At 66.1% G+C, this 21,897-nt stretch carries 20 protein-coding genes and 1 pseudogene; 13 read left to right on the forward strand and 8 right to left on the reverse strand.

Features of this window, described 5'->3' with window-relative positions; translation table 11 throughout:
* The 3 genes and pseudogenes from CF161_RS32785 to gspG form a co-directional block, all read right to left on the reverse strand.
* Positions 1 to 390, reverse strand: a pseudogene (locus CF161_RS32785) (type II secretion system protein GspL); the annotation flags it as partial.
* Entirely contained in the window at positions 387 to 1,367 is a 981-nt protein-coding gene (gene gspK, locus CF161_RS07965) for a type II secretion system minor pseudopilin GspK (RefSeq protein WP_020296049.1), read from the reverse strand. The gene gspK and the pseudogene CF161_RS32785, both read right to left, overlap by 4 nt.
* A gap of 8 nt (positions 1,368 to 1,375) precedes the next feature.
* Positions 1,376 to 1,825 carry a type II secretion system major pseudopilin GspG gene (gspG, locus tag CF161_RS07970; RefSeq protein WP_020296050.1) on the reverse strand — a complete coding sequence of 150 codons (450 nt, stop codon included), beginning with the start codon at positions 1,823 to 1,825 and terminating at the stop codon, positions 1,376 to 1,378.
* Between the two features lie 147 nt (positions 1,826 to 1,972).
* Here gspG and gspI point away from each other — a divergent pair, with 147 nt between their 5' ends.
* A complete protein-coding gene (gspI, locus tag CF161_RS07975; RefSeq protein WP_020296051.1) occupies positions 1,973 to 2,362 on the forward strand; it encodes a type II secretion system minor pseudopilin GspI in 390 nt (129 codons plus the stop codon).
* A 6-nt stretch (positions 2,363 to 2,368) separates the two neighbouring features.
* Here gspI and CF161_RS07980 read toward each other — a convergent pair whose 3' ends face one another.
* The gene (locus CF161_RS07980; protein ID WP_020296052.1) at positions 2,369 to 2,800 is read right to left on the reverse strand and encodes a type II secretion system protein N; all 432 of its coding nucleotides are present in this window, start codon (positions 2,798 to 2,800) and stop codon (positions 2,369 to 2,371) included.
* A 116-nt stretch (positions 2,801 to 2,916) separates the two neighbouring features.
* Between CF161_RS07980 and gspH the strand changes: the two genes are divergently transcribed.
* Complete coding sequence (gene gspH, locus CF161_RS07985; protein WP_020296053.1) at positions 2,917 to 3,378, forward strand: type II secretion system minor pseudopilin GspH; 462 nt, start codon at positions 2,917 to 2,919, stop codon at positions 3,376 to 3,378.
* Entirely contained in the window at positions 3,375 to 3,998 is a 624-nt protein-coding gene (locus CF161_RS07990; protein WP_020296054.1) for a type II secretion system protein GspJ, read from the forward strand. Before gspH ends, CF161_RS07990 begins: the two co-directional genes overlap by 4 nt.
* A gap of 127 nt (positions 3,999 to 4,125) precedes the next feature.
* Here the strand turns inward: CF161_RS07990 and CF161_RS07995 are convergent, their stop codons facing one another.
* The 3 genes from CF161_RS07995 to CF161_RS08005 are packed head-to-tail and all read right to left on the reverse strand — an operon-like array spanning position 4,126 to position 6,304.
* Positions 4,126 to 5,076 carry a FecR family protein gene (locus CF161_RS07995; protein WP_020296055.1) on the reverse strand — a complete coding sequence of 317 codons (951 nt, stop codon included), beginning with the start codon at positions 5,074 to 5,076 and terminating at the stop codon, positions 4,126 to 4,128.
* Between the two features lie 38 nt (positions 5,077 to 5,114).
* Positions 5,115 to 5,660 carry a sigma-70 family RNA polymerase sigma factor gene (locus CF161_RS08000; protein ID WP_020296056.1) on the reverse strand — a complete coding sequence of 182 codons (546 nt, stop codon included), beginning with the start codon at positions 5,658 to 5,660 and terminating at the stop codon, positions 5,115 to 5,117.
* The gene (locus tag CF161_RS08005; protein WP_052027203.1) at positions 5,657 to 6,304 is read right to left on the reverse strand and encodes a secretin and TonB N-terminal domain-containing protein; all 648 of its coding nucleotides are present in this window, start codon (positions 6,302 to 6,304) and stop codon (positions 5,657 to 5,659) included. The genes CF161_RS08000 and CF161_RS08005 overlap by 4 nt, the downstream gene beginning before the upstream one ends.
* Positions 6,305 to 6,548: 244 nt before the next feature.
* Between CF161_RS08005 and CF161_RS08010 the strand changes: the two genes are divergently transcribed.
* From CF161_RS08010 to CF161_RS08020, 3 genes are all read left to right on the forward strand, one after another.
* A complete protein-coding gene (locus CF161_RS08010; RefSeq protein ID WP_020296058.1) occupies positions 6,549 to 6,860 on the forward strand; it encodes a hypothetical protein in 312 nt (103 codons plus the stop codon).
* A 106-nt stretch (positions 6,861 to 6,966) separates the two neighbouring features.
* Positions 6,967 to 8,400 carry a PLP-dependent aminotransferase family protein gene (locus tag CF161_RS08015; RefSeq protein WP_020296059.1) on the forward strand — a complete coding sequence of 478 codons (1,434 nt, stop codon included), beginning with the start codon at positions 6,967 to 6,969 and terminating at the stop codon, positions 8,398 to 8,400.
* A 98-nt stretch (positions 8,401 to 8,498) separates the two neighbouring features.
* Entirely contained in the window at positions 8,499 to 8,909 is a 411-nt protein-coding gene (locus CF161_RS08020; protein ID WP_020296060.1) for a cupin domain-containing protein, read from the forward strand.
* 101 nt (positions 8,910 to 9,010) lie between these two features.
* Here the strand turns inward: CF161_RS08020 and CF161_RS08025 are convergent, their stop codons facing one another.
* Positions 9,011 to 13,870, reverse strand: coding sequence for an NAD-glutamate dehydrogenase (locus CF161_RS08025; RefSeq protein WP_020296061.1), 4,860 nt, complete (start codon positions 13,868 to 13,870; stop codon positions 9,011 to 9,013).
* Positions 13,871 to 14,383: 513 nt separating this feature from the next.
* Here CF161_RS08025 and CF161_RS08030 point away from each other — a divergent pair.
* The 7 genes from CF161_RS08030 (at position 14,384) to CF161_RS08060 (ending at position 21,872) form a co-directional block, all read left to right on the forward strand.
* Entirely contained in the window at positions 14,384 to 14,737 is a 354-nt protein-coding gene (locus CF161_RS08030; RefSeq protein ID WP_020296062.1) for a hypothetical protein, read from the forward strand.
* A gap of 265 nt (positions 14,738 to 15,002) precedes the next feature.
* Positions 15,003 to 15,962: a MoxR family ATPase gene (locus CF161_RS08035; protein WP_003218556.1), complete on the forward strand. Its 960-nt coding sequence runs from the start codon at positions 15,003 to 15,005 to the stop codon at positions 15,960 to 15,962.
* A 5-nt stretch (positions 15,963 to 15,967) separates the two neighbouring features.
* Positions 15,968 to 16,915 (forward strand): DUF58 domain-containing protein, encoded by a 948-nt coding sequence (locus CF161_RS08040; protein ID WP_020296063.1) that lies wholly within the window; start codon positions 15,968 to 15,970, stop codon positions 16,913 to 16,915.
* Entirely contained in the window at positions 16,912 to 17,406 is a 495-nt protein-coding gene (locus tag CF161_RS08045; protein WP_020296064.1) for a DUF4381 domain-containing protein, read from the forward strand. The genes CF161_RS08040 and CF161_RS08045 overlap by 4 nt, the downstream gene beginning before the upstream one ends.
* A complete protein-coding gene (locus tag CF161_RS08050; protein ID WP_020296065.1) occupies positions 17,399 to 18,475 on the forward strand; it encodes a VWA domain-containing protein in 1,077 nt (358 codons plus the stop codon). Before CF161_RS08045 ends, CF161_RS08050 begins: the two co-directional genes overlap by 8 nt.
* Complete coding sequence (locus tag CF161_RS08055; RefSeq protein WP_043228897.1) at positions 18,475 to 20,232, forward strand: VWA domain-containing protein; 1,758 nt, start codon at positions 18,475 to 18,477, stop codon at positions 20,230 to 20,232. Before CF161_RS08050 ends, CF161_RS08055 begins: the two co-directional genes overlap by 1 nt.
* Positions 20,229 to 21,872, forward strand: coding sequence for a BatD family protein (locus CF161_RS08060; protein ID WP_020296067.1), 1,644 nt, complete (start codon positions 20,229 to 20,231; stop codon positions 21,870 to 21,872). The genes CF161_RS08055 and CF161_RS08060 overlap by 4 nt, the downstream gene beginning before the upstream one ends.
* Positions 21,873 to 21,897: the final 25 nt, after the last annotated feature.

The raw sequence follows: 21,897 nt of genomic DNA on the forward strand, positions 1-21,897 counted from the left end.
CTTCAACTGCACCTGAGCCAGGACCCGCCCCAGGTGGGCCAGGCGCGCCTTGGGCAGCCAGGCAATCTGCACCAGGCCATTGCTCTCGCGGGGGCCGTGGGCCACATGCATCTCCTGCAGCGGCCCGAGGATCAGCGCCTGGGCCGCGCAATTCACCGCCGCCGCGACCTTGGCCGCCGGCAACAGCGGCAATTCCAGGCTGGTCAGCAGGCTGTCCTGGGGGTGCAGGAAGCACTCCAGCGCCAGCGCCTTGTGCGCCAACCCCAGCTGCGCCAGGCTGCCCTGGCCCTCACGGCTGACCTGCCCGGCGCGGTCCAGCCAGGCAAACTGCACCAGGCTGTCGGCGCTCAGGTGTTCCAGGGCCGGCAAGGCGACCCGCAACCGGCTCATGCCCCCACCCGCGACCAGATCACCCGTGGCAGGCGGTCTTCGGGCCGATTCAACAGCGCCTGAAGATGCAGCCGGCGCTGCTCGCGGCGAACCTGGCCCTGCAGCTGAAACCACTCGCTGGTGATCCCCACCTGGACCTGGTCCAGGGCCAGCCCCTGCACACGCAGGCGGTTGAAAAAGTCCCCGCGGTTGATAAACCAGCGACCGCCGTCACGCTCGGCCACCAGGGCCCGCGCCTGGGGCAACCCGAGGCCCGGCACCACCGCGCTGAGCACCTCGGCACTGGCGGTGTTGCCGTTGACCCAGGTGTTGCTCGGCAACAGGCTGATATAGGCCGCCAGTCGCTTCAGCCGGGGTTCGTCCAGCCCTTCCAGGCCTCGCAGGTCATCCAGGCTGCGCAGCATCGGCTGCCTGGCCGGCAGCACGCGTGCGGCACTGCCCGGTGAGGTTTCACGGCCGCTGTCGAAGCCGTTCTTCAGCGGCACGGGCGCCAGCCGCTCAGGCAGCAGGTCATAGGAGGCGATCACCCGCTGGCTGATGCGCCGGCCAAGGCTGGCGTCGATGCCGAGCAGCGCGCACAGGCGCTGGAAGTTCTGCAACTGGGCGGCGTCCGGCTGCTGATTGAGCACCAGGTTGCGCAGGTTGAACTTGCCCTGCTCATCCTCCAGCCGCCCCTCGAACACGCCGCCAAGGTTGCTCGCCTGGATCCCACCCAGGGGTTGGGCCCACGCCTGGTCGAGGCGGGTCAGGACCTCATGCTGGCGCGCCTCCCACAGCAGTTGGCGGCTCAGCTCCAGGCTGCCCTGCAACTGCCAGTGGCCCTGGATCCGCAGTTGCTCGGCCTCCAAGGTGCGGGTGAACAGGGTCTGCCGGGTGAGCATGCCACCGGCAATGACCGCGACCACGGCAGCAATCAGCAAGGCACTGATAATCGCCATGCCGCGCTGCTTCGCCGGCTTCGGCGAATGGGCTTTCATGGTCGCCCTTACAGCTGCCAGGAGCCGATATCGGCATTCACGCCGTCACCATCGGGTTGCCCGTCGGCGCCCAGGGAAAACACATCGACCTCGCCGTTGGCGCCCGGGTTGAGGTAGTGATAAGGCCGGCCCCAGGGGTCGTTGGGCAGGCGCTCCAGGTAAGAACGCCAGTTGCTGTTCTTGGCCTCGGCCGGGCGCTCTGCCAGCACCTTCAGGCCCTGGGTCATGTTCGGGTAGCTGCCGTGGTCGAGGCGGTAGAGTTTCAGCGCCTGCATCAGCCCGCCAATGTCCTGCTTGGCCGCCGTGGCCCGCGCCTGGTCCGGTCGATCAAGGACCTTGGGCACCACCATGGCCGCCAGGATCCCGAGAATGACCACCACCACCATGATCTCGATCAGGGTGAAGCCACGCTGGCCGCGAGGGCCTCGGGGCGGGGACGTGAAGTGCGCGATATCCATCTCGACATTCCTTGGCTTGATTGCGATTCGTCGCGCAGTGTTGCAAGAAGATATGTCAGTGGTATTGAAAATCCTCGGGTGTTTCGGTCGCCAATCGGTCAAGCCCGAAGGCTAGTCTGCGGGCCTGTTTCCCGGCCCGAGCACGCCATGCCACGCCTGCGTAATGAGCAAGGTTTTACCCTGATCGAAGTGCTGGTGGCGCTGGCGATCATCGCCGTGGCCATGTCGGCGGCGGTGCGCGTGGCCGGGGTCATGACCCAGAGCAACGGCCTGTTGCGGGACAAATCCATCGCCATGCTGGCCGCCCAGAGCCGCCTGGCCGAGGTGCGCCTGGAGGGCCGCCCGAGCCTGGGCAGCCAGGTGTTCGAGTGCGACCAGGGCCGCCTGCAATTGCGTTGCGAACAGGTCATCAGCCAAGGGCCGCAGGCGCGGCTGTTCAAGGTCAGCGTGCAGGTGCTGGATCGGCGCCACGAAGGACCGCCCCTGGCGCGCCTGGAAACCCTGGTGGGCCGCGCCCTGCTGAAGAAGTTGCCCTAGGCCGCTCTAGGGCCGGGTGAGGATCGGCAAGGCCGGCGGCGCCGCTTGCCTGGGCAGGCTCAGGCGCGTGGTTTCGCCGCCCCGCTCGATCAGCACCGCATCGCCTTCGATCGCCGCCAGGCGCACGCCCTGGCTCAGGCGTTCGCCCTGCATGAAACTGCGCGGCGGGCCGTCGTTGAGGCTGAGGATCGCCACCGCGCCGTGGGCCCCGCTGAGTACCCCGGAGACCTTGATCTGCACCGGCGCCGGGCGATTGGAAAACCACTGCAGCGCCGGGTTGTCGTTGCGCGCCGCCAGCACCTGGGGCGCCATGGGCGGGGTGTGGGACTCGGCGGCGGTGAGCAGCACTGATGACCAGGTCGCAACCCCGGCCAGGGCGGCCAGCAAGGCCAGGGCCTGGACCGCGTGCGCAGCTGAAATACGATGGGCGAATGCCATGGATGGGACCTCCTGATTGTCCGTGCCGACAGCCTACAGGCCAATTCTCACGTTTTTATTTCACACGCCCATCATCTTCGCCGTGCAGCATCGGATCGACGCAAAGGAGCGCGAACATGAACAGCCTCAAGCAACAGGGCTTCACCCTGATCGAGCTGATGGTGGTGCTGGTGATCATCGGCATCGCCAGTGCGGCCATCGGCCTGAGTATCAAGCCCGACCCGCTGCAATCGCTGCGCAAGGATGCCGAGCGCTTGAGCCAGTTGCTGCAAATGGCCCAGGCCGAGGCGCGGGTCGATGGCCGTCCGATCACCTGGCGCGCGGACGCCAAGGGCTATGGCTTCAGCCGGCGCAGCGCCGATGGCCAGGGGCTGGAGCACTTCGAGGGCGACCCGCAATTGCATGCACGGCCCTGGGACAGCACGCCGCTGCAGGTGCGCATCGAGCCCCGGCAAACCCTGGTGCTGGACGCCGAGTGGATCAACCCGCCGTTGCGCCTGGTGCTGTCCGACGGGCAGCGCAGCCTCGGTCTGCAGCGCGATGCGGATGGCCGGTTGCGGCTGGTGAACCAGCCATGAAGCGGGCACAGCAGGGCTTTACCCTGATCGAAGTGATGGTGGCGATCATGCTCATGGCGCTGGTCAGCCTGATTGCCTGGCGCGGGCTGGACAGCGTGACCCGCGCCGACCGGCATCTGCAGGCCAGCACCGAGCAGACCGAAGCCTTGCTGCGCGCCTTGAATCAGTTGCAGCGCGACATCAGCCTGCGGGCCGGGATCGAACTGGCGGAACCCGAACAGGCCTCGGCCGAACCTCGGGAAGACCCGCCACGGACCGCCGCGCCACCGGCCCTGAGTGTGCGCAGCTCGGACAGCAAGGGTTTTCGCCTGGACCTGATCCGCAGCGCGGCGGTCCCGGGTGCCGGCCTGCAACGCGTGCGCTGGTGGCTCAAGGGCGACACCCTGTACCGCGCCGCCGCCCCCGCCGGCGACCGCTACCCCCTGCCCGCGCCGAAACAGGCGGTGGCAGTGCTGAGCCAGGTCAGCGACCTGCAACTGCGGGTCTGGGACCCCGACAAAGGCTGGCGGCAACTCAGCGGCAATCGCCAGGACAACCCACCCGGCCTGGAAATCAGCCTGGTGCGCCAGACACCCCAAGGCGTGGAACGCTACCGACAAGTGCTCGGCCCCCTGCAATAACAACTTGTAGCCGCTGCCGCCAGGCTGCGCTGGCCGGTATTGTCGCCGGAGTACAACCGGGAGGAATGCGTGAGGTTTTAGGGCGAGCCTCCAAACACGGCCCGAGCCTGCGGCAGCCGCTACGGACTTAACTGAGCAGGACCACGCCGCCGGGGAGTTCGGTGCATTTGGCGCCGTAGGCGTCGCGGATCAGCAGGGCCACGCCGGCCAGCTGGTTGAGGCTGAAGCGCGCCTGAACCTTGCGTTTGCCCAGCTCGGCGTTGAGCAGCACCAGCATCCCCGGGCGATAGCGGTTGATCTCGTCGATCACGGTGTTGAGGCTGGCGTTGTCGAACACCAGGACCTGCTCGCGCCAGGCAACCACCGCCTGGGTGTCCACCACCTGTGGTTGGCCGATGCCCCGGGCGTCGTAGATCAGCTGGCGGCCCGCCTCCAACGCCATACTGCGCCCACCCACCGCCACCGACAGCGAGCCCTCGATGCAAGTCACGCAGACCCGGCTGTCGGTGTTGCGCACGTTGAACCGCGCCCGGGTCGCACTCAGCCAGCCGGCGCCAGCCTGGACCTGGAGCGGCCGAGCGGCCTGGGCCAGAACCTCGACTTCGCCCTGCAGCAACTCGATGCCCTGCTCGCCCTCGGCCAATGCCCGGCGGTTGATGCGGGTCTGGGTGTTGAGTTCGAGGCTGACGCCCGCGGCCAGTTCGACTCGCCGTTGCTCACCGACCTCGGTGCGGTAGTCGGCGGTCAATCCGGCAAAGCCGCCGGGCACCGTGAGCCGCACCATAAACAAGGCCGCCGAGGCGGCAATCGCCCCACCCAGGAACGCCCGCCGCCCGAAACGCCGGGGTTGCGTCGCCTGCTGCCAGTGCTCGGCGGCGGGCGCCAACTGCTGCCACAGGGCCTTGGCCTGCTCGAAGGCCCGGGCGTGCTCCGGGCTCTGTGCGCACCATTGGCGCAAGGCCCTGGCATCGGCCACGGTGGCCTGGCCCGAGGTCAGGAGCAGCAGCCAGTCGCGGGCCTCGCTGTGCAGTTGGCTGTCTGGCGTATCCCGAGCAGTGGAAATGCTAAAAATGTTCAAGCGCGCAAATACTCACGGATTAATCAGGGACTCGTTGACTAAGACGGTTTTCCGGCCCCGGGACCGAACCGCTGGATGACTTTTCTTTCCAGGCGCAAGGCGCAGTGCCCCAGGGCGGCCTTGAGTTCCTTCTCTACCATGCGCGTGGAAATGCCGAAGCGCTGGGAGATTTCCAGGTGCGGCGCCTCTTCCAGGCGCGCCGCGATAAAAATCTTGCGCCGCCGTGCCGGCAGTTCGTAGAGGGCCTTGAGCAGGGTCTGGATTTCTTTCTGGCCGCCCACCACCCGCGACGGGTCCTGGGCTTCATCGGCGACCTGCAACAGTTCTTCGACTTCGCTGCCGGTCAGCAGCCGGGCATCGGACTGGCGCCGGTCGGCGGCAATGTTCAGGGCCATGCGGTACAGGTAGGCATTGGGTTGCAGCAGGTTCGGCGGGACCTCCATGCGGTCGACCCGCAGGTAGGTTTCGTGGAGGACATCGTTGGCCAGGTCCTCCGAGCCCAGGCGCCGGCGCAGACGCACCTTGAAATCCTCATAGGAGGTCAGGAACAACCTGACCATCGGACTGTGCCCGGTATTTTTCATACCCCGGAAGCTCCTTCCCGTGCTGTGCATTCCATGCGTGTTCCTGTGGTGTCCGGCATCAAAAGTAAGGTCAGCGGCTGGCGCAACGAACTCGGCGCCAGGCGTTCGACCCGGGTACTGCCCAGGCTGCGGACCAGCGCTTCATCGCGCTGGGCATCACCCGTGGAACTGACCAGACGGCTGTGCTCAATGCTGCCGTCAGGGCCGATCCAGACCTGCACCAGCGCCCGGAAACTGCCCGGACGGGTCAATGGCGAGCGGCACAAACTGCGCTCGATCGCCTGCTGCAACGCCGTGGCGTAGCTGCTGTTGATCCGTGCCGCCGCGCGTGGCCCCTTGGGTGACAGCGGCTGGCTGGCCTCGGGCACTTGCAGGGTGAACGCATCGCTGCGGGCATAACGCGCCACCAGGCCGCTGCCGGTGAGCAACAGGCCCAAGGCTTCGCGCGCGCTGTAACGACCGTGCACCCCAATCGAGCGCCGGCTCCGGGTCAACTCACGGTCCACCAGCACCGCCATCCCGGTCGAACGACTGAAAGCTTCCAGGGCGTCCGCCAGGTTTTGTGCCGGCAGGTCCAGCGCCAGCAATTGCGGCGAGTCGATCTGCGGCGGCCCCGATGGCTCGGCCCGCAGCAGGCCGGGCATGGCCAGGCCCAGCAGCAACGCCAGGCAACAGCCCGCAAAACGTGGGTGCACCCAAGACCGCCGCTCGACCTCTGCTCTGCATTGCTGCACGGCTGACGCGTCCCTGAAAACCGTCATCCTGAGGCCAGTTTATGAATCTGATGTTACGGTGATAGCAAAAAAAACATCACCTTTGGCCCAGGGCCCCTGCACTACACTCAGGCCCCATACCGGCCCATTCCTTCGGGCCCGCCAGGAGGCCCAGATGAAGCTGTTTCCGACCCTCGCCAGCCTGTTGCTGTGCGCCGCCCTGCCTCTCGCCGCCCAGGCCGAAGAGCCCGCCACCGGCTGCGTCGACGTCAGCGTCGGCGGTTACAAGGCGCCGGACTACGGCTGCCTGAGCCAGCAGATGGGCAGCAACCCGGACGCCGCCAAAGCCGCGCAGCACAACCAGCAGGCACAGACAGTGCCGGTCGAGAAACGCCCGCCGAACCAGGTCGGCCTGTCGACCCCGGCCGCCACCAGCGTGCGCATGGGCAATACCTTCGGCACCTCGGTGAAGCCGCAACGGCCATAAGACACGGCACAATGCCATCGCCGCGAGCGTCAGGCTGCCAGCGGCGCTACACCCGCTGCGGGCATGGGAGTAACCTTGCGACCATTGCCTTGCTCAGGATGTATCGATGGAACTGCATGTCGTCATCAACGGCCGCAAGGACCTGGCCGACCAGCTCTACCAGCAATTGCGCAGCGCCATCGAATCCGGGCGCCTGGCCGCCGGGGCGCAGTTGCCGCCCAGCCGCCTGTTGGCGCAACAACTGGGCATTTCGCGCAAGACCGTGTCCGACACCTATGCCCTGCTGACCTACGACAACCTGCTGATCGGCAAGATCGGCCGTGGCACCTTCGTCAATGCCCGGGCGGTCAAGGCCGAACGCAAACAGGCGGCCCAGGACCTGGCCTGCGCCGCCAACCTGGAGAAATGGCAGAACCTGCCCTGGCCCCTGCGCCACCCCTCCCTGGAAAGCACCGCGCGCTATGAATTCATCGGCGGCGCGACCCGGCGCAATCAGTTCCCCCAGGAAGAATGGCGGCGCTGCACCCAGGAAGCCCTGCGGCGCATGGCCGAACACGGCGGGTTCTACAGCCAGCCGGAAGGCCTGCCGGCCCTGCGCAGTGCCATCGCCGGGCACGTGGCGTTTTCCCGGGGGGTGGTCTGCACTGAGCACGACATTGTGATTTGCAACGGCGCGCAACAGGCCCTGGACCTGATCGCCCGGGTGGTGCTCGAACCCGGCAGCCTGGTGGCCATGGAAGACCCCGGCTACAGCCCGGCGCGCATGCTGTTCAGTGCCCAGGGCGCAACGGTGATCGGGGTCCCGGTGGATGAACAGGGGTTGCAGGTGGCGTTGATCCCCGATGGCGTGCGGCTAATTTACGTCACCCCGTCGCACCAGTTCCCCCTGGGCATGCCCATGAGCCAGGCACGGCGCGAGGCCTTGTTGCAGCGGGCGCAGCAATTGGGGGCGATTGTCATCGAGGACGATTACGACTGCGAGTTTCGCTACGAAGGACGGCCCACCGACTCGCTGCAAAGCCTGGACAGCCATGGGGTGGTGGCCTACGTCGGGACCTTTTCCAAGACCATGCTGCCGCAGCTGCGCCTGGGCTATGGGGTGCTGCCGCCGGCGATCATCGGCGCGGTGGTGCGAGCCAAGCACCTGACCGACTGCCACACCTCGACCCTGGCGCAGTGGGCCCTGGCCAAGTTCATCAGCGACGGCTGCCTGCTCAAGCATATCCGCCGCTGCCACACGGTCTATGCCGGGCGCCGCGAGCGTATCCTGCAGCGCCTGGACGGCGACCTTTCGCCCTGGCTGCAAGCCATCCCCTCCACCGCCGGCTTCCATATGGCGGCCCTGTGCAAGGTGCCGGTGAACCTGCCGTTGTTGCTGGAGCGGGCGAAACAGGCCGGGATCGGGCTGTACTCCCTGGACGGTTTCTTCAACGACACGCCGGTCAGAAGCGGGTTGTTCATCGGCTTCGGCGCCATTGAAACCCTGGACATCGATCCGGCCCTGGACCAGGTGCGCGACATCCTGCGGCAGATCGCCTGAGCAGTGGTCTGCCCTTCTTTGCCGGGATTGGCCATAGGTCGGGGCGCTGAGCGGGATTAGTCTGGGTCGGTCTTTTCATTGAGCACGAGAACCCGACCATGACCCCATTGAACGCTGCCCTCGCCGCCCTGGCGCTGCTGACCTCCCTGGGCGCCGCCGCCCATGAACCGGTGTACGGCCAGGAAAAACTGGCGATTCTCCAGGAACAGGCCCTGAGCAATCTCCCCGGAAAAAAAGCCCTGATGCTGACCGTCGACTACGCCCCGGGCCAGGCCACCGTGCCCCATCGGCATGCCGGCGCGGCCATGGCTTATGTGCTGCAGGGCGCGATCACCTCGCGGGTCAATGACCAGCCAGCGATAACCTACAAGGCCGGGCAGTCCTGGTTCGAGCCCGCCGGCTCGCGGCACCCGGTGTCGAGCAATGCCAGCCAGACCGAGCCGGCGAAGCTCTTGGTGTTCATGCTGATGGATGAGCAGGACGCGGTGTTGACGCCGCTGGAGAAGTAGCGAGGGGGATGGTGAGGTTGGGCGCTGCCATTACTGGGTGCAATAAAAAAGCCCCGTATCTCGCGATACGGGGCTTTTGGGGTTAACGCTCGATCAGGCCGTTACAGGCTCGATTGACCGCTCAGTGCCAGGTCCAGCAGTTCACGGTTGGCCACCGCGTACATGGCGTAGTCAGTGCCGACTGCGGCACGGATTTCCACCATCATGGCGCGCCAGCGATCGGCCATGCTCGCGTTCTGCTCCAGCCACAGGGCCACGCGGGCTTCCATGTCGTCCGGCGCATCGGCCATCTGCAGCACCTTGATGGTGATCGCCCGTTGCTGCCAGTCCACGTCGTCGCGGAAGGCTTCGCGGGCCTGGGCCTGCCAGTTGTTGCCCACGGGCAGATCGCTGATCTGCTGCAGGTACCACGGCAGGTCCAGGGCGCTGCCCACGGCGAAGTAGGCCTTGGCCACATCGGCCGCGCTCTGGCCGGTGACGTCAGCGGCTTCGATGATCGGCAGCAGGGTATACAGGTGGGTGGTGCCTGCAACCATGCGCGCCAGCAACTCCGGCACACCGGCTTCGACATACGCTTGATAACGGTTCTGCCAGCCTTCGCGGGTCGGGCCTTCCAGCAGTTCGTCGAGCTTGAGGCCCAACGCCGCCAGGTGCGGACCGAAGTGGGCGACGTCGCGCGCTGCATCCTGCTCGTTGCGACGGCTGCGCAGGAACCAGCGCGTGGCACGACGGCCCAGGCGCATCAGCTCATCCATCAACGCCAACTGCACTTCAGCCGAAACCTGGTGGTCCAGGGCTTCGATCTGACGGAACCAGTGCGGGAGGTGGAAGATGTCACGCACGATCACATAAGCACCGGCCACGTTCGCCGGGCTCATGCCGGTGGACTCCTTCAGGCGTTGCACGAAGGTGATGCCCATGTGGTTGACCAGGTCGTTGGCGATCTGGGTGCTGACGATTTCGCGCTTCAGGCGGTGACGACGCATGGCCTCGGAGAACTTGGCCACCAGGCTTGGCGGGAACGCGGTCTCCATGTCACGGGTCAGGTAGTCGTCATCCGGCACCAGGGACTTGAGCAGGGCTTCCTTGAGGTCGATCTTGCTGTAGGAAATCAGCACCGACAGCTCTGGACGAGTCAGGCCCTTGCCCGTCGCGGCGCGCTCGGTAAGCTGCTCCTCGGTCGGCAGGTACTCGATGGCGCGGTCCAGCTTGCCCCGGCCTTCCAGGTCGCTCATCAGGCGCTTGTACTCGGCAGCACGCTCGTAGGCACGGCGCGCGGCCAGGGACAGGGCCTGGGTCTGCTTGTAGTTGTTGCCCAACACCAGGCTGCCGACTTCGTCGGTCATGCTCGCCAGCAGCTGGTTGCGCTGCTTGTCGGTCATGTCGCCGGCCTGCACCACTTCGTTGAGCAGGATCTTGATGTTCACTTCGTGGTCGGAGCAGTCCACGCCACCGGCGTTGTCGATGAAGTCGGTGTTGGAACCGCCGCCACTGAGGCCGAATTCCACACGACCCAGCTGGGTCATGCCGAGGTTGCCGCCCTCGCCCACCACCTTGCAGCGCAGCTCGTTACCGTTGACCCGCAGTGCATCGTTGGCCTTGTCGCCGACATCGGCGTGGCTTTCGGTGCTGGCCTTGACGTAGGTGCCGATACCGCCGTTCCACAACAGGTCCACCGGTGCCTTGAGCAAGGCATTGAGCAGTTCGGTCGGGGTCAGCTTGTCGGCCTGGATGTCGAAGCGTTCTTTCATCTGTGGCGAGATGGCAATGCTCTTCGCGCTGCGCGAGAAGATACCGCCGCCTTCGGACATGATGCTGGTGTCGTAGTCGGTCCAGGCCGAACGCGGCAGGTCGAACAGGCGCTGGCGCTCGACGAAGCTGTTGGCCGGGGTCGGGTTCGGGTCGATAAAGATGTGCAGGTGGTTGAAGGCGGCCACCAGCTGCAGCTTGTCGGACATCAGCAAGCCGTTGCCGAACACGTCGCCGGCCATGTCGCCGACACCGACCACGGTGATGCTGTCTTGCTGGACGTTGATGCCGCGCTCGCGGAAGTGGCGCTGCACGCCGACCCACGCGCCCTTGGCGGTGATGCCCATTTTCTTGTGGTCGTAACCGGCCGAACCACCGGAAGCGAACGCATCACCCAGCCAGAAGCCGTAGTCGATGGCGATGCCGTTGGCGATGTCGGAGAAGGTTGCGGTGCCTTTGTCGGCCGCGACCACCAGGTACGGGTCATCGTTGTCGTGACGCACCACGTTGGCCGGTGGCACCAGGGCGCCGTCTTTCAGGTTGTCGGTGATGTCCAGCAGGCCGGAAATGAAGATGCGGTAGCAGGCGATGCCCTCGGCCGCGATCTCGTCCCGGCTGCCGCCCAATGGCAGGCGACGCGGCAGGAAGCCGCCCTTGGCGCCCACCGGCACGATCACCGAGTTCTTCACTTGCTGGGCTTTTACCAGGCCCAGGACTTCGGTACGGAAGTCTTCTTCACGGTCGGACCAGCGCAGGCCGCCACGGGCCACATTGCCGAAGCGCAGGTGCACGCCTTCAACCCGTGGCGAGTAGACGAAGATCTCGAACTTGGGCACCGGTTTCGGCAGCTCGGGAATCGCGTGCGGGTTGAACTTGAAGCTGAAGTACGACTTGTTCTGGCCGTTGGCGTCGGTCTGGTAGAAGTTGGTGCGCAGGGTGGCCTTGATCAGGTCCAGGTAGCGACGCAGGATGCGGTCTTCGTTGAGCACCTGGACGTCGTCCAGGGCGGTGAGGATCGCTTGTTCCAGGCGCTGCTGCTTGTCTTCCAGGTCGTCGCTGGTGAGCTTGCGCGCCAGGTAGAAACGGGTCTTGAACAACCGGGTCAACTCGCGGGCGATGTCGGTGTGGTTGTTCAGGGTGCTGGCGATGTAACCCAGGTCGAAGCCCAGGCGGATCTGCTTCAGGTAACGGGCGTAGGCACGCAGCAGCGCGACGTCGCGCCATGGCAGGCCGGCCGTCAGCACCAGGCGGTTGAAGGCATCGTTCTCGGCATCGCCACGCACGATGTGGACGAAGGCGTCCTGCAGCGTGTCGTTGAGCTGCTGGATATCCAGGTCCAGGCCTTCGGCAGCGGTGAAGGCGAAGTCGTGGATCCAGAACTCACGGCCGTTGTTGTGACGCAGGCGATACGGGAACTCGCCCAGCACACGCAGGCCGAGGTTTTCCAGGATCGGCAGCACGTCGGACAACGCCAGCGGGGTGTCGGCGTGGTACAGCTTGCAGTGCAGCTCGCGCTGGCCCGAAACCTGGCCCAGGGGCTGGTAGAAGCTCATCACCAGCGGGTTGGCTTCGGTCAGGCTCAGCAGGTGCTGCATGTCGACCACGGCCGAGTGCGCAGCGAAGCGCTCGCGGTAGCCGGCAGGGAAGCCTTTCGGGAAGTCCGCCAGCACGTTGGTGCCGTGGGCCTCGCCGAAGCTTTCGACCACCAGGCTGGCGTAGTCGTCCTGCCAGCTGCGGCAGGCCTGGACCACTTCTTTTTCCAGCAGCAGCGGGTCGATGTCGATGCGGTTCTTCGGGTCGACCCGCAGAATCAGTTGGACGCGGGCCAGTACCGACTCGGAGAAGAAGGTCCAGAACTCGCAATCCGACGCTTGCAGGCGATCCATCAGCACTTGCTGGATCTTCTGCCGCACTTCGGTGGAATAGATGTCGCGCGGCACGTAGGCCAGGCAGTAGCAGAAACGACCGTAGGGGTCTTTGCGCAGGAACACGCGGATCTTGTTGCGTTCCTGGATCTGCACGATGGACATCACGGTGCTGAACAGCTCATCCACCGGGGTCTGGAACAGATCGTCACGGGGCAGCACCTCGAGGACCTGGGCCAGTTCCTTGCCCAGGTGCGCCTTGGCCTGGAAGCCCGAGCGCTGCTCGACGATTTCCACCTTGCGCCGGATGTACGGGATGACCCGCACGCTTTCGCCGTACACCGACGAGGTGTACAGGCCCATGAAGCGGCATTCCTTGATCACTTTGCCGTCGGCATCGATCTGGCGGATCGACACGTAGTCCGGGTAGGCCGGACGGTGCACGCGGCTTGGGTGCGCGGCCTTGGCGAACGACAGCGGAGTCGGTTCGCGCAGGTAGTTGACGGCGTAGTCTTCGATGCGCAGGTCGTCGGCGGTGAGGCCGGCGCGCAGCAGCTTGGTCAGGCCGAGGAACGAGTTGGGGTCATATTCGATATGCCCGCCGTCCTGCTCTTCGCGAACCACAAATTCTTCATAGCCGAGGAAGGTGAAGTGGTTGCCCACCAGCCATTCCAGGAAGCTCTTGATTTCGGTCTTTTCATCCGCCGCGATGGCGAACTGGCTGTTGTCGATGCCGTCGATCAGTTCCTGGACCTTGACCTTCATCGGTTCAAAGTCGGCCACTGCGACGCGCACTTCACCCAGCACCTGCTCCAGTTCCTTGCTCAGTACACTGAGCTCGGCGGCATTGGAGCAACGGTCGATTTCCAGGTACATCAGCGATTCTTGCTGGATGCCTTCGCCGTGGGTGCCCTTGGGCAGGATTTCCAGCAACTCGCCCTTGCTGCCGCGACGCACGCTGAGCACGGTGGTTTGCAGGGTGTGGATGCTGTAGCCGCGACGGTTGAGCTCGGTGCGCACCGAGTCGACCAGGAACGGCAGGTCATGGTGCAGAACCTCGACCGCGGTGTGGGTCGACTGCCAGCCGTGGCGTTCGTAGTCGGGGTTGTAGACGCGCACTTGCGGTTGCGCGTGATCGAAGCGCTCAAGCAGGCGCCAGGCAGACAAGGTGCAGCCCGCCAGGTCGGACAACCGACGCTGGGTGAGTTCGTCCAGGGAAATGATGCCGAAGAATTGTTCAGCGAACAGCGCCACTTGTGGCAGTGCCTGTTCACTGATGTGCTGCGCCAGTGCCGCTTGCAGTTGGTGCTGGAAGTCGGCTTTGCTGGCTGCGGTGAAGAACGCCATCTGTGGTACTCCGCTTGGGCTTGTTATTGATGGAAGCGTCGCGTGCAATCCCCTTGCGGGGTCAAGCGTCACCCTGCTCCTGATCTCGGGCAGAGGTTGCAGGATGACAAGGTGGTGAAGCTGGACGGGACACTCGGGTCACATTCACCTTCGCTGCGATGGGCATCTGCAAAAACGACTGACGCATCACGCGCACAATGCCTTTACAGGTGTCCATCCGTTGCGCAGCTTAACGAGTGCGGCAAGGCCGCTGCTTGCGATGCTGCGACATATTCGGTCATTGGCACGCACCCGGCGCGCCGCCCCCCGCACAACACTAGCAGGCAGCGGGCCGAACCGTGGCCCGAACCGTGGTTTTCGGGGTACTGGCGTACCAGAAATGACCCGCTGGGGCGACTGCGGTCACGACCTGTTCTCTGACACACAAACCAGCAGAAATTCCCCAGGGCTGGCAGAATTGCGCTTTGCCTGCCCCGCTGTGGGTCCGTGCAGCCACTCTCCAGGAACCGCCCGATGCAACTGACCACCGCCCATTTGATCGCCAACCCCTGCGATGACGAAGAAGACAACATGGCCATGCTCTGCTGCCACAGCAACCAGGGCGAGATGTTCCTGATGAGCCGCTACCCGGATGAGGACGAGCTGGAAATCACCCTCGACGGCGAGCCTTCGACCCTGGACGGGGTGAAAGTCACCCTGAGCCCGACCCGCCTGCTGATCGAAATCGCCGCGGCCGACGCCGACGCCCTCAACGGCGACGACCACCTGGAAATCCACCACGCCACCGCCGCCAGCGACCTCGCCGAAGTCGAACTGACCCTGCAAAACATCCTCAAGGGCACCGGCACCTATATAAGCCAGCTGTAACCCGTAGCCCTGTAAGCCTGTAGCCGCTGCCGAGTTGCACGAGGCTGCGCTGGCCCTCAAGACCGCCGCAAGGGTGTCAGACACACCCCCACCGCCCAAACAGGCCTGCGGCAGCGGCTACAGCGCTACGAGCCGATTTTTTCGACTAAATCGGCAATTCCGGATTTCCCCGTTAGTCGGCACCCCCTGCTATGGATTAAAGTATCGCCCCCAGCCCCGGCGTTACTCGAACACCCGGGCTCCCCCTCTCCAGGAACAGTCATCGATGGAACATCGTGAAGCGCTGCTTGCGCTGCGAACCTTTCTTTCAACGCAGATTCTCGGCCAGGAAAAACTCATCGAGCGCCTGCTCATCGCCCTGCTCGCCGACGGTCACATGTTGGTCGAAGGCGCGCCGGGCCTGGCCAAGACCAAGGCCATCAAAGAGTTGGCCGAAGGCATTGAAGCGCAGTTCCATCGCATCCAGTTCACCCCCGACCTGTTGCCGGCCGACATCACCGGCACCGAGATCTACCGCCCGGAAACCGGCAGCTTCGTGTTCCAGCAGGGCCCGATCTTCCACAACCTGGTGCTGGCCGACGAAATCAACCGCGCCCCGGCCAAGGTCCAGTCGGCCCTGCTGGAGGCCATGGCCGAGCGTCAGGTCAGTGTCGGGCGCAGCACCTATGAACTGTCGCCACTGTTTCTGGTGATGGCGACCCAGAACCCCATCGAGCAGGAAGGCACCTACCCCCTGCCCGAAGCCCAGCTCGACCGCTTCCTGATGCACGTGAAAATCGGCTTTCCCGACGCCGCCGTCGAACGCCGCATCCTGCAACAGGCCCGTGGCGAAGCCTTGAACGGCGAAACCAAGCCCGAACGCCGGGTCAGCCAGCAGGCGATCTTCGCCGCGCGCAAGGAAATCCTCGGCCTGTACATGGCCGACGCCGTGGAGGAATACCTGGTGCAACTGGTCATGGCCACCCGCACCCCGGCCAAGTTCGACCCGGAGATGGCCGAGTGGATCGCCTACGGCGCCAGCCCCCGGGGCTCGATTGCCCTCGACCGCTGCGCCCGAGCCCACGCCTGGCTGGCCGGGCGCGATTTCGTCAGCCCGGAAGATATCCAGGCCGTGCTGTTCGACGTATTGCGCCACCGCATCATCCTGTCCTTTGAAGCCGAAGCCGCAGGCATCGACCAGGACCGGGTGGTCCAGCGCATTCTCGACGTCGTTGCCGTCGCTTGACCCCCATGAGCCCGAGCCCCAAGACCGCCGAACCCGGCATCCGCATCAGCCTCGCCGAGCTGATCGAGATGCGCCATCGGGTGCGCGAAGTGCAGCTGTTCTCGACCCCGAGCCAGCGCAGCCCGCTGATCGGCCTGCACCACTCGAAACTCCGCGGACGCGGGGTCGACTTCGATCAGGTGCGGGTCTACCAGGCCGGCGACGACGTGCGCACCATCGACTGGCGCGTGACGGCGCGCACCCAGGAACCGCACACCAAGCTGTTCCATGAAGAACGCGAACGGCCGATTTTCATCATGGTCGAGCAAAGTCGCCGGCTGTTTTTCGGCTCCGGGCTGATGTTCAAATCGGTGCTCGCCGCCCAGGCCGCGAGCCTGATCGGCTGGGCCGCGTTGGGTCACAACGACCGGGTCGGCGGCTTGGTGTTCGGCGATGACGAGCACTACGAAATCAAGCCGCGCCGCAGCAAACAGAGCCTGTTGCAGTTGCTCAACCGCCTGGTGCGGGTCAACCAGTCGCTGCACACCGAGACCGAACCCGAGCGCGACGCCCTGGGCACCGCCCTGCGCCGGGGCCGCGAAGTGCTGCGCCCGGGCAGCCTGGTGATCGTGATCTGCGACGAGCGCGCCCTGTCTGACGCCGCCGAGCAACAGCTGAGCCTGCTTTCACGCCATTGCGACCTGCTGCTGATGCCGCTGTCCGATCCCCTCGACCACGCCCTGCCCGCCGCCGGCCTGCTGCGCTTTGCCGAGCGTGGCGCGCAGCTGGAGCTCGACACCCTGAATTACGACCTGCGCCAGGCCTACCGTGCCATGAGTGAGGCACGCATTGCCCGTTGGGAACTGCTGGCGCAGAAGCTGCGGGTACTGCTGATGCCCCTGAGCACCCAGAGCGAGATGGTCGAACAACTGCGCGAATACCTGAACCCGCAACGCCCGGGTAAATCCCGATGAGCAGCCTCGAACAACTGCAACCCTTGATGGCCCCGCCCGCCATCGGCTTCTGGCCGCCCGCCCCGGGCTGGTGGCTGCTGCTGGTGTTGCTGCCGTTGCTGGGCTTGGGCCTGTGGCGGCTCAAACGCTGGTGGCCGCGCAAGCGCCCCATCGTGCGCGCCGAACTGCCCCTGGACCCGGTGCGCCTGGCGGCCCTGGCCGAACTGGCGCTGCTGCCCAAGCCCTATGACGGCGCGCCGGCCGGGGCCTGGCTGCAACAGCTCAATGCGCTGCTCAAGCGCCTGTGCCGCAACCACTACCCCTACAGCCAGAGCCATACCCTGAACGGCCGCAAATGGCTGGCGTTTCTCGACAACCGCTGCCCGGCTGCGGGGCTGACGCGCTGGATGGTGCTGGTGGAAGGCGCCTACAAGCCCGAGTGCAAGCTCGACGACAAAGCCATCGCCGGCCTGACCCAGGCGGTCGACACCTGGATCCGCAAACATGTTTGAGTTCGCCTGGCCCTGGGTCTTTGCCCTGTTGCCACTGCCGTGGCTGCTGCGGGTGCTGCTGCCGGTGGCCGACAGCGGCGAGCCGGCGCTGAAGATCAGCTTCCTCACCGAACTCGAAGGCCTGGCGCGGCGCCGGGCCCGGGCCAACCTGCCGGCCTGGCGCCAGCAGGCACCGTTCATCCTGCTATGGCTGTTGCTGCTGCTGGCGGCGGCCCGTCCCCAATGGCTGGGCGAACCCCTGCCCGTGGCGGCCAGCGGTCGCGACCTGCTGGTGGCGGTGGACGTGTCCGGCTCCATGGACTTCCCCGATATGCAATGGCTGGACGAAGACGTCAGCCGCCTGAGCCTGGTGCAGCACCTGCTGGGGGACTTTCTCGAAGGCCGCGAAGGCGACCGCGTGGGCCTGATCCTGTTTGGCAGCAAGGCTTACCTGCAGGCGCCGCTGACCTTCGACCGCCGCACGGTGCGCATCTGGCTGGATGAAGCGAAGATCGGCATCGCCGGTAAAAACACCGCCATCGGCGATGCCATCGGCCTGGCCCTGAAACGCCTGCGCCAACGCCCGGCGCAAAGCCGGGTGCTGATCCTGGTGACCGACGGCGCCAACAACGGCGGCGAAATCGACCCGCTGACCGCTGCGCGCCTGGCCGCTGAAGAAGGGGTGAAAATCTACCCGATCGGCATCGGCGCCGACCCCGAGCAAAGCGGCACCCAGGGCCTGCTGGGGCTGAACCCGAGCCTCGACCTGGACGAGCCGGCCCTCAAGGAAATCGCCTCAGTCACCGGCGGCCGCTACTTCCGCGCCCGCGACGGCCAGGAGCTGCAAGCCATCAAGGAAACCCTCGACCAACTGGAGCCCGTGGCCCAGCAGCCGACCCAGGCGCGCCCGGCCCAGGCACTCTATAGCTGGCCGCTGGCCCTGGCGCTGATGTTCAGCATGCTGCTGGTGGTGCGCGAACGCTGGCCGGAGAACCCGCTGCAACGGTTCTTCACCAAGGCGCACTTCCTGCAACCGGCCCATGACTGGCGCGAGCGTCTCAAACGCCTGCGTCTGCGGAGGCGTCGATGATCGCCGCGCTCTGGCCGCACTGGTTTCGCCCCGCCTGGCTGCTGCTGTTGCTGCCCCTCGGCTGGCTGCTGTGGCACCTCTGGCACCGGCAAAAACGCGCCGGGCGCTGGCAGATGATCCTGCCACCGGCCTTCCATGCCGCCCTGCTCAGCGGCGGCAACGGCCGCGAAAGCAAAATGCCCTGGGTGGTGCTCGGCCTGGCGTGGCTGATCGCGGTCCTGGCACTGCTCGGCCCCAGCTGGCAGCGCGTAGAACAAATCAGCCAGAAGCCCGCCGACCCGCTGGTGGTGCTGCTGGAACTGACGCCGCAAATGCTTGCCAGCGACGTGCCGCCCAACCGCCTCGAACAGGCGCGGCGCAAGCTGCTGGACCTGCTGCAACTGCGCAGCGACGCGCAGACCGCCATCGTGGTCTACGCCGGCAGTGCCCACACCCTGGTGCCGCTGTCGGACGACCTGGCCACCAGCCGCAACCTGCTCGAAGCGCTCAAGCCGTCGATCATGCCCGAGGCCGGCCAGCGCGCCGACCTGGCGGTGCACAAGGCCTTGCAACTGCTGGACCAGGGCGCCCTGGGCCAGGGCCGGATCCTGCTGATCGCCTCGTCCCTCAGCGAACAGGAACGCCAAGGCATCCGCCAGGCCCTGGGCGGCCGCGCACCGCAACTGTTGATGCTGGGGATCGGCAGCCGTGACGGGGCGCCGGTGACCCAGGAAAACGGCAGCCTGCTCAAGGATGACCAGGGTGCGATCCTGGTGTCGCGCCTCGACAGCCCGAGCCTGAAAAGCTTCCTCGGCGACCTCGGCGGGCGCTATCGCCAGGTGCGCCTGGATGACAATGACCTGCGCGGCCTGGGCCTGCTGGGTGGCCCGCGCAACCTGCGCGACGACGGCCAGACCCTGCAACTCGACACCTGGGCCGACCAGGGTTACTGGCTGCTGTTGCCGCTGTTGCTGCTGGCGGCCTGCGCCGGGCGCCGTGGCTGGCTGTTCTGCCTGCCCCTGCTGTTTATGCTGCCGCAGCCCAGCTACGCCTTCGAGTTCAACGACCTGTGGCTGCGGCCCGACCAGCAAGGCCAGCGCCTGTTGCAACAGCAGCGCCCCGCCGACGCCGCGCGGCACTTCCAGGACTTGCAATGGCAGGGCGTGGCCCTGTATGAGGCCGGCGACTACGCCGCTGCCGCTCAGCGCTTTGCCGAAGGCAGCGACGCCCGCGCCCACTACAATCGTGGCAACGCCCTGGCCCGCAGCGGTGAGCTGGAAGCCGCGGTGGACGCCTACGAACAGGCCCTGGAGTTGCAGCCCGACCTGCAACCGGCGCTGCAGAACAAGGCTCTGGTCGAAAGCCTGCTGCAAGAACAGCAAGTGACCACGCCCGAGGTCCCGGACCAGGAACAGCCTGGCGACAGCAACGAAACCGACAGCTCGGCGCAATCGGGCGCCGCCAACCAGGGCTCCCAGGCACCCGGCGAGCACGACAACCAGGACCAGAACCCGCCAGCGGGCAATGGCCAGGGGGACGAGGAGCCACCTGCGGACACCCAGGCGCAGTCCGGGCAGTCCGATGTGCCGGGGTCCGAATTGGGTGACGAGCGCACCACCACCCCGCCCCTGCGCTCTGGCGCAGAGACCCTGGACGGCGAGCGGCGGCAGGCATTGGAGCAATGGCTGCGCAAGATTCCGGACGACCCCGGCGAATTGCTGCGGCGCAAATTCTGGTACGAACAGCAACAACATCAGGATCAGGGAAAAACTCGATGACCCGCTTCACCGCCCTCTTGCTCACATTCCTTCTCTGGACCTCCCTGGCCCAGGGCGCCGGGCTGGTCGCCAGTGTCGACCGCAGCCGGGTGAACTCCGGAGAAACCGTGGAGCTGACCCTGGAATCCAACGACGTCACCCTGTTCGGCAAACCCGACCTGGCGCCGCTGGAGCCGTCGTTCGAGGTGCGCGGCACGCGCCAGGTCAACCAGTTGACCACCCTGAGCGATGAAAGCCGCGCCACCACGCGCTGGATCATCACCCTGCTGCCACGCCAGACCGGCGCGGTGCTGATCCCGGCCCTGCAGCTGGGCGAGGTGCAGAGCCAGCCGATCACCCTGCAGGTGATCGAGAGCGCCGCGCAACTGCCCGACAGCCGCATGGAGCCGGTGTTCATCGACGTCAGCCTCGACCAGGACAGCGTCTACGTGCAGGCCCAGGCCCTGTTGACCCTGCACATCTACCATTCGGTGGCGCTGTACGACGACAGCAGCCTGACCCCATTGCAGATCGGCGACGCCCGGGTCGAACAGCTCGGCGAGCAGCGCACCTTCGAGAAGGTCATCAACGGCGTGCGCCACGGCGTGATCGAGATGCGCTACGCCATCTACCCGCAACACAGCGGCGCACTGCTGATCCCGGCGCAGACCTTCAGCGCGACCATGGTCGACGTCAAGCCAAGCCAGGAGCCCGCGCCCCTGGGGCCCAAGCCGGGCAAGCTGATCCACGTCAGCTCCGCCGAAATGCCGCTGTCGGTCAAGGCCAAGCCCGCCGCCTACCCGGCCGACGCTCCCTGGCTGCCGGCCCGCAGCCTGAGCCTGAGCGAAAGCTGGAACCCGGAGCCGGACAATCTGCAGGTCGGCGACTCCGTAACCCGCAGCCTGACCCTGCGCGCCGAAGGCCTGTCCAGCTCGCAGCTGCCGCCCCTGCCCAGCAGCGAAGTCAGCGGCCTGCGCAGCTACCCGGACCAGCCGCAGCTGAGCAACCAGAACAGCGAGCGCGGGCTGATCGGCATTCGCGAGGACAGCCAGGCCCTGGTGCCCAACCGCAGCGGCAGCATTGAACTGCCGGCAGTGGAAGTGGTGTGGTGGAACACCTTCGAAGACCACCTGGAACGCAGCACCCTGCCCGCCCGTACCCTGCAGGTGGCGAACAACCCGAGCCTGGTGGTCGACACCCCGGCCGGCAACCCGACACCGAGCAGCAGCGTCGACAACTCCAGCCTCTGGGCCTGGCAACTGAGCACGCTGCTGCTGGCCTGCACCACCCTGATCGGCTTCGGCCTGTGGTGGCGCGCGCGCTGGCAACCGGCGATCCTGCGGGCGGCGCAAACCGGGCCCAGCCCGCGCACGCTGCTCGACGACCTGAAACGCGCGAGCCTGGCCAACGACCCCCAGGCCACCCGCCAGGCCCTGGATGCCTGGGCTCGCCAGCAACCGGAAACCCTGGCCGACATGGCCGCCCGCTTCGTGCCGCTGTCCGATGCCCTCGACGGTCTCAACGGCGCGCTCTACAGCGAAACCGGCCAATACTGGCAAGGCGAAGAACTGTGGCGCGCGATTCGCACCATCCCCATCAATGAGCGGGTCCAGGCCCCGGTGGCCGACACCAGCAGCCTGCCGCCCCTTTACCCTAAGTAGGGCAGCGGCAAGCTTCAGGCTTTTA

Source organism: Pseudomonas sp. CF161, assembly GCF_000416215.1.
Lineage (GTDB): Bacteria > Pseudomonadota > Gammaproteobacteria > Pseudomonadales > Pseudomonadaceae > Aquipseudomonas.

Coding starts and splice junctions, on each gene's coding strand:
- CF161_RS08025 (WP_020296061.1), bottom strand. CDS start 13,870: ATGGCGTTCTTCACCGCAGCCAGCAAAGCCGACTTCCAGCACCAACTG.
- CF161_RS08050 (WP_020296065.1), top strand. CDS start 17,399: ATGTTTGAGTTCGCCTGGCCCTGGGTCTTTGCCCTGTTGCCACTGCCG.
- CF161_RS08005 (WP_052027203.1), bottom strand. CDS start 6,304: ATGCCCGGCCTGCTGCGGGCCGAGCCATCGGGGCCGCCGCAGATCGAC.
- CF161_RS07990 (WP_020296054.1), top strand. CDS start 3,375: ATGAAGCGGGCACAGCAGGGCTTTACCCTGATCGAAGTGATGGTGGCG.
- gspG (WP_020296050.1), bottom strand. CDS start 1,825: ATGGATATCGCGCACTTCACGTCCCCGCCCCGAGGCCCTCGCGGCCAG.
- CF161_RS08045 (WP_020296064.1), top strand. CDS start 16,912: ATGAGCAGCCTCGAACAACTGCAACCCTTGATGGCCCCGCCCGCCATC.
- CF161_RS08040 (WP_020296063.1), top strand. CDS start 15,968: ATGAGCCCGAGCCCCAAGACCGCCGAACCCGGCATCCGCATCAGCCTC.
- CF161_RS08000 (WP_020296056.1), bottom strand. CDS start 5,660: ATGAAAAATACCGGGCACAGTCCGATGGTCAGGTTGTTCCTGACCTCC.
- CF161_RS08015 (WP_020296059.1), top strand. CDS start 6,967: ATGGAACTGCATGTCGTCATCAACGGCCGCAAGGACCTGGCCGACCAG.
- gspI (WP_020296051.1), top strand. CDS start 1,973: ATGCCACGCCTGCGTAATGAGCAAGGTTTTACCCTGATCGAAGTGCTG.
- CF161_RS08035 (WP_003218556.1), top strand. CDS start 15,003: ATGGAACATCGTGAAGCGCTGCTTGCGCTGCGAACCTTTCTTTCAACG.
- CF161_RS08060 (WP_020296067.1), top strand. CDS start 20,229: ATGACCCGCTTCACCGCCCTCTTGCTCACATTCCTTCTCTGGACCTCC.
- CF161_RS08030 (WP_020296062.1), top strand. CDS start 14,384: ATGCAACTGACCACCGCCCATTTGATCGCCAACCCCTGCGATGACGAA.
- CF161_RS07980 (WP_020296052.1), bottom strand. CDS start 2,800: ATGGCATTCGCCCATCGTATTTCAGCTGCGCACGCGGTCCAGGCCCTG.
- gspH (WP_020296053.1), top strand. CDS start 2,917: ATGAACAGCCTCAAGCAACAGGGCTTCACCCTGATCGAGCTGATGGTG.
- CF161_RS08020 (WP_020296060.1), top strand. CDS start 8,499: ATGACCCCATTGAACGCTGCCCTCGCCGCCCTGGCGCTGCTGACCTCC.
- CF161_RS08010 (WP_020296058.1), top strand. CDS start 6,549: ATGAAGCTGTTTCCGACCCTCGCCAGCCTGTTGCTGTGCGCCGCCCTG.
- gspK (WP_020296049.1), bottom strand. CDS start 1,367: ATGAAAGCCCATTCGCCGAAGCCGGCGAAGCAGCGCGGCATGGCGATT.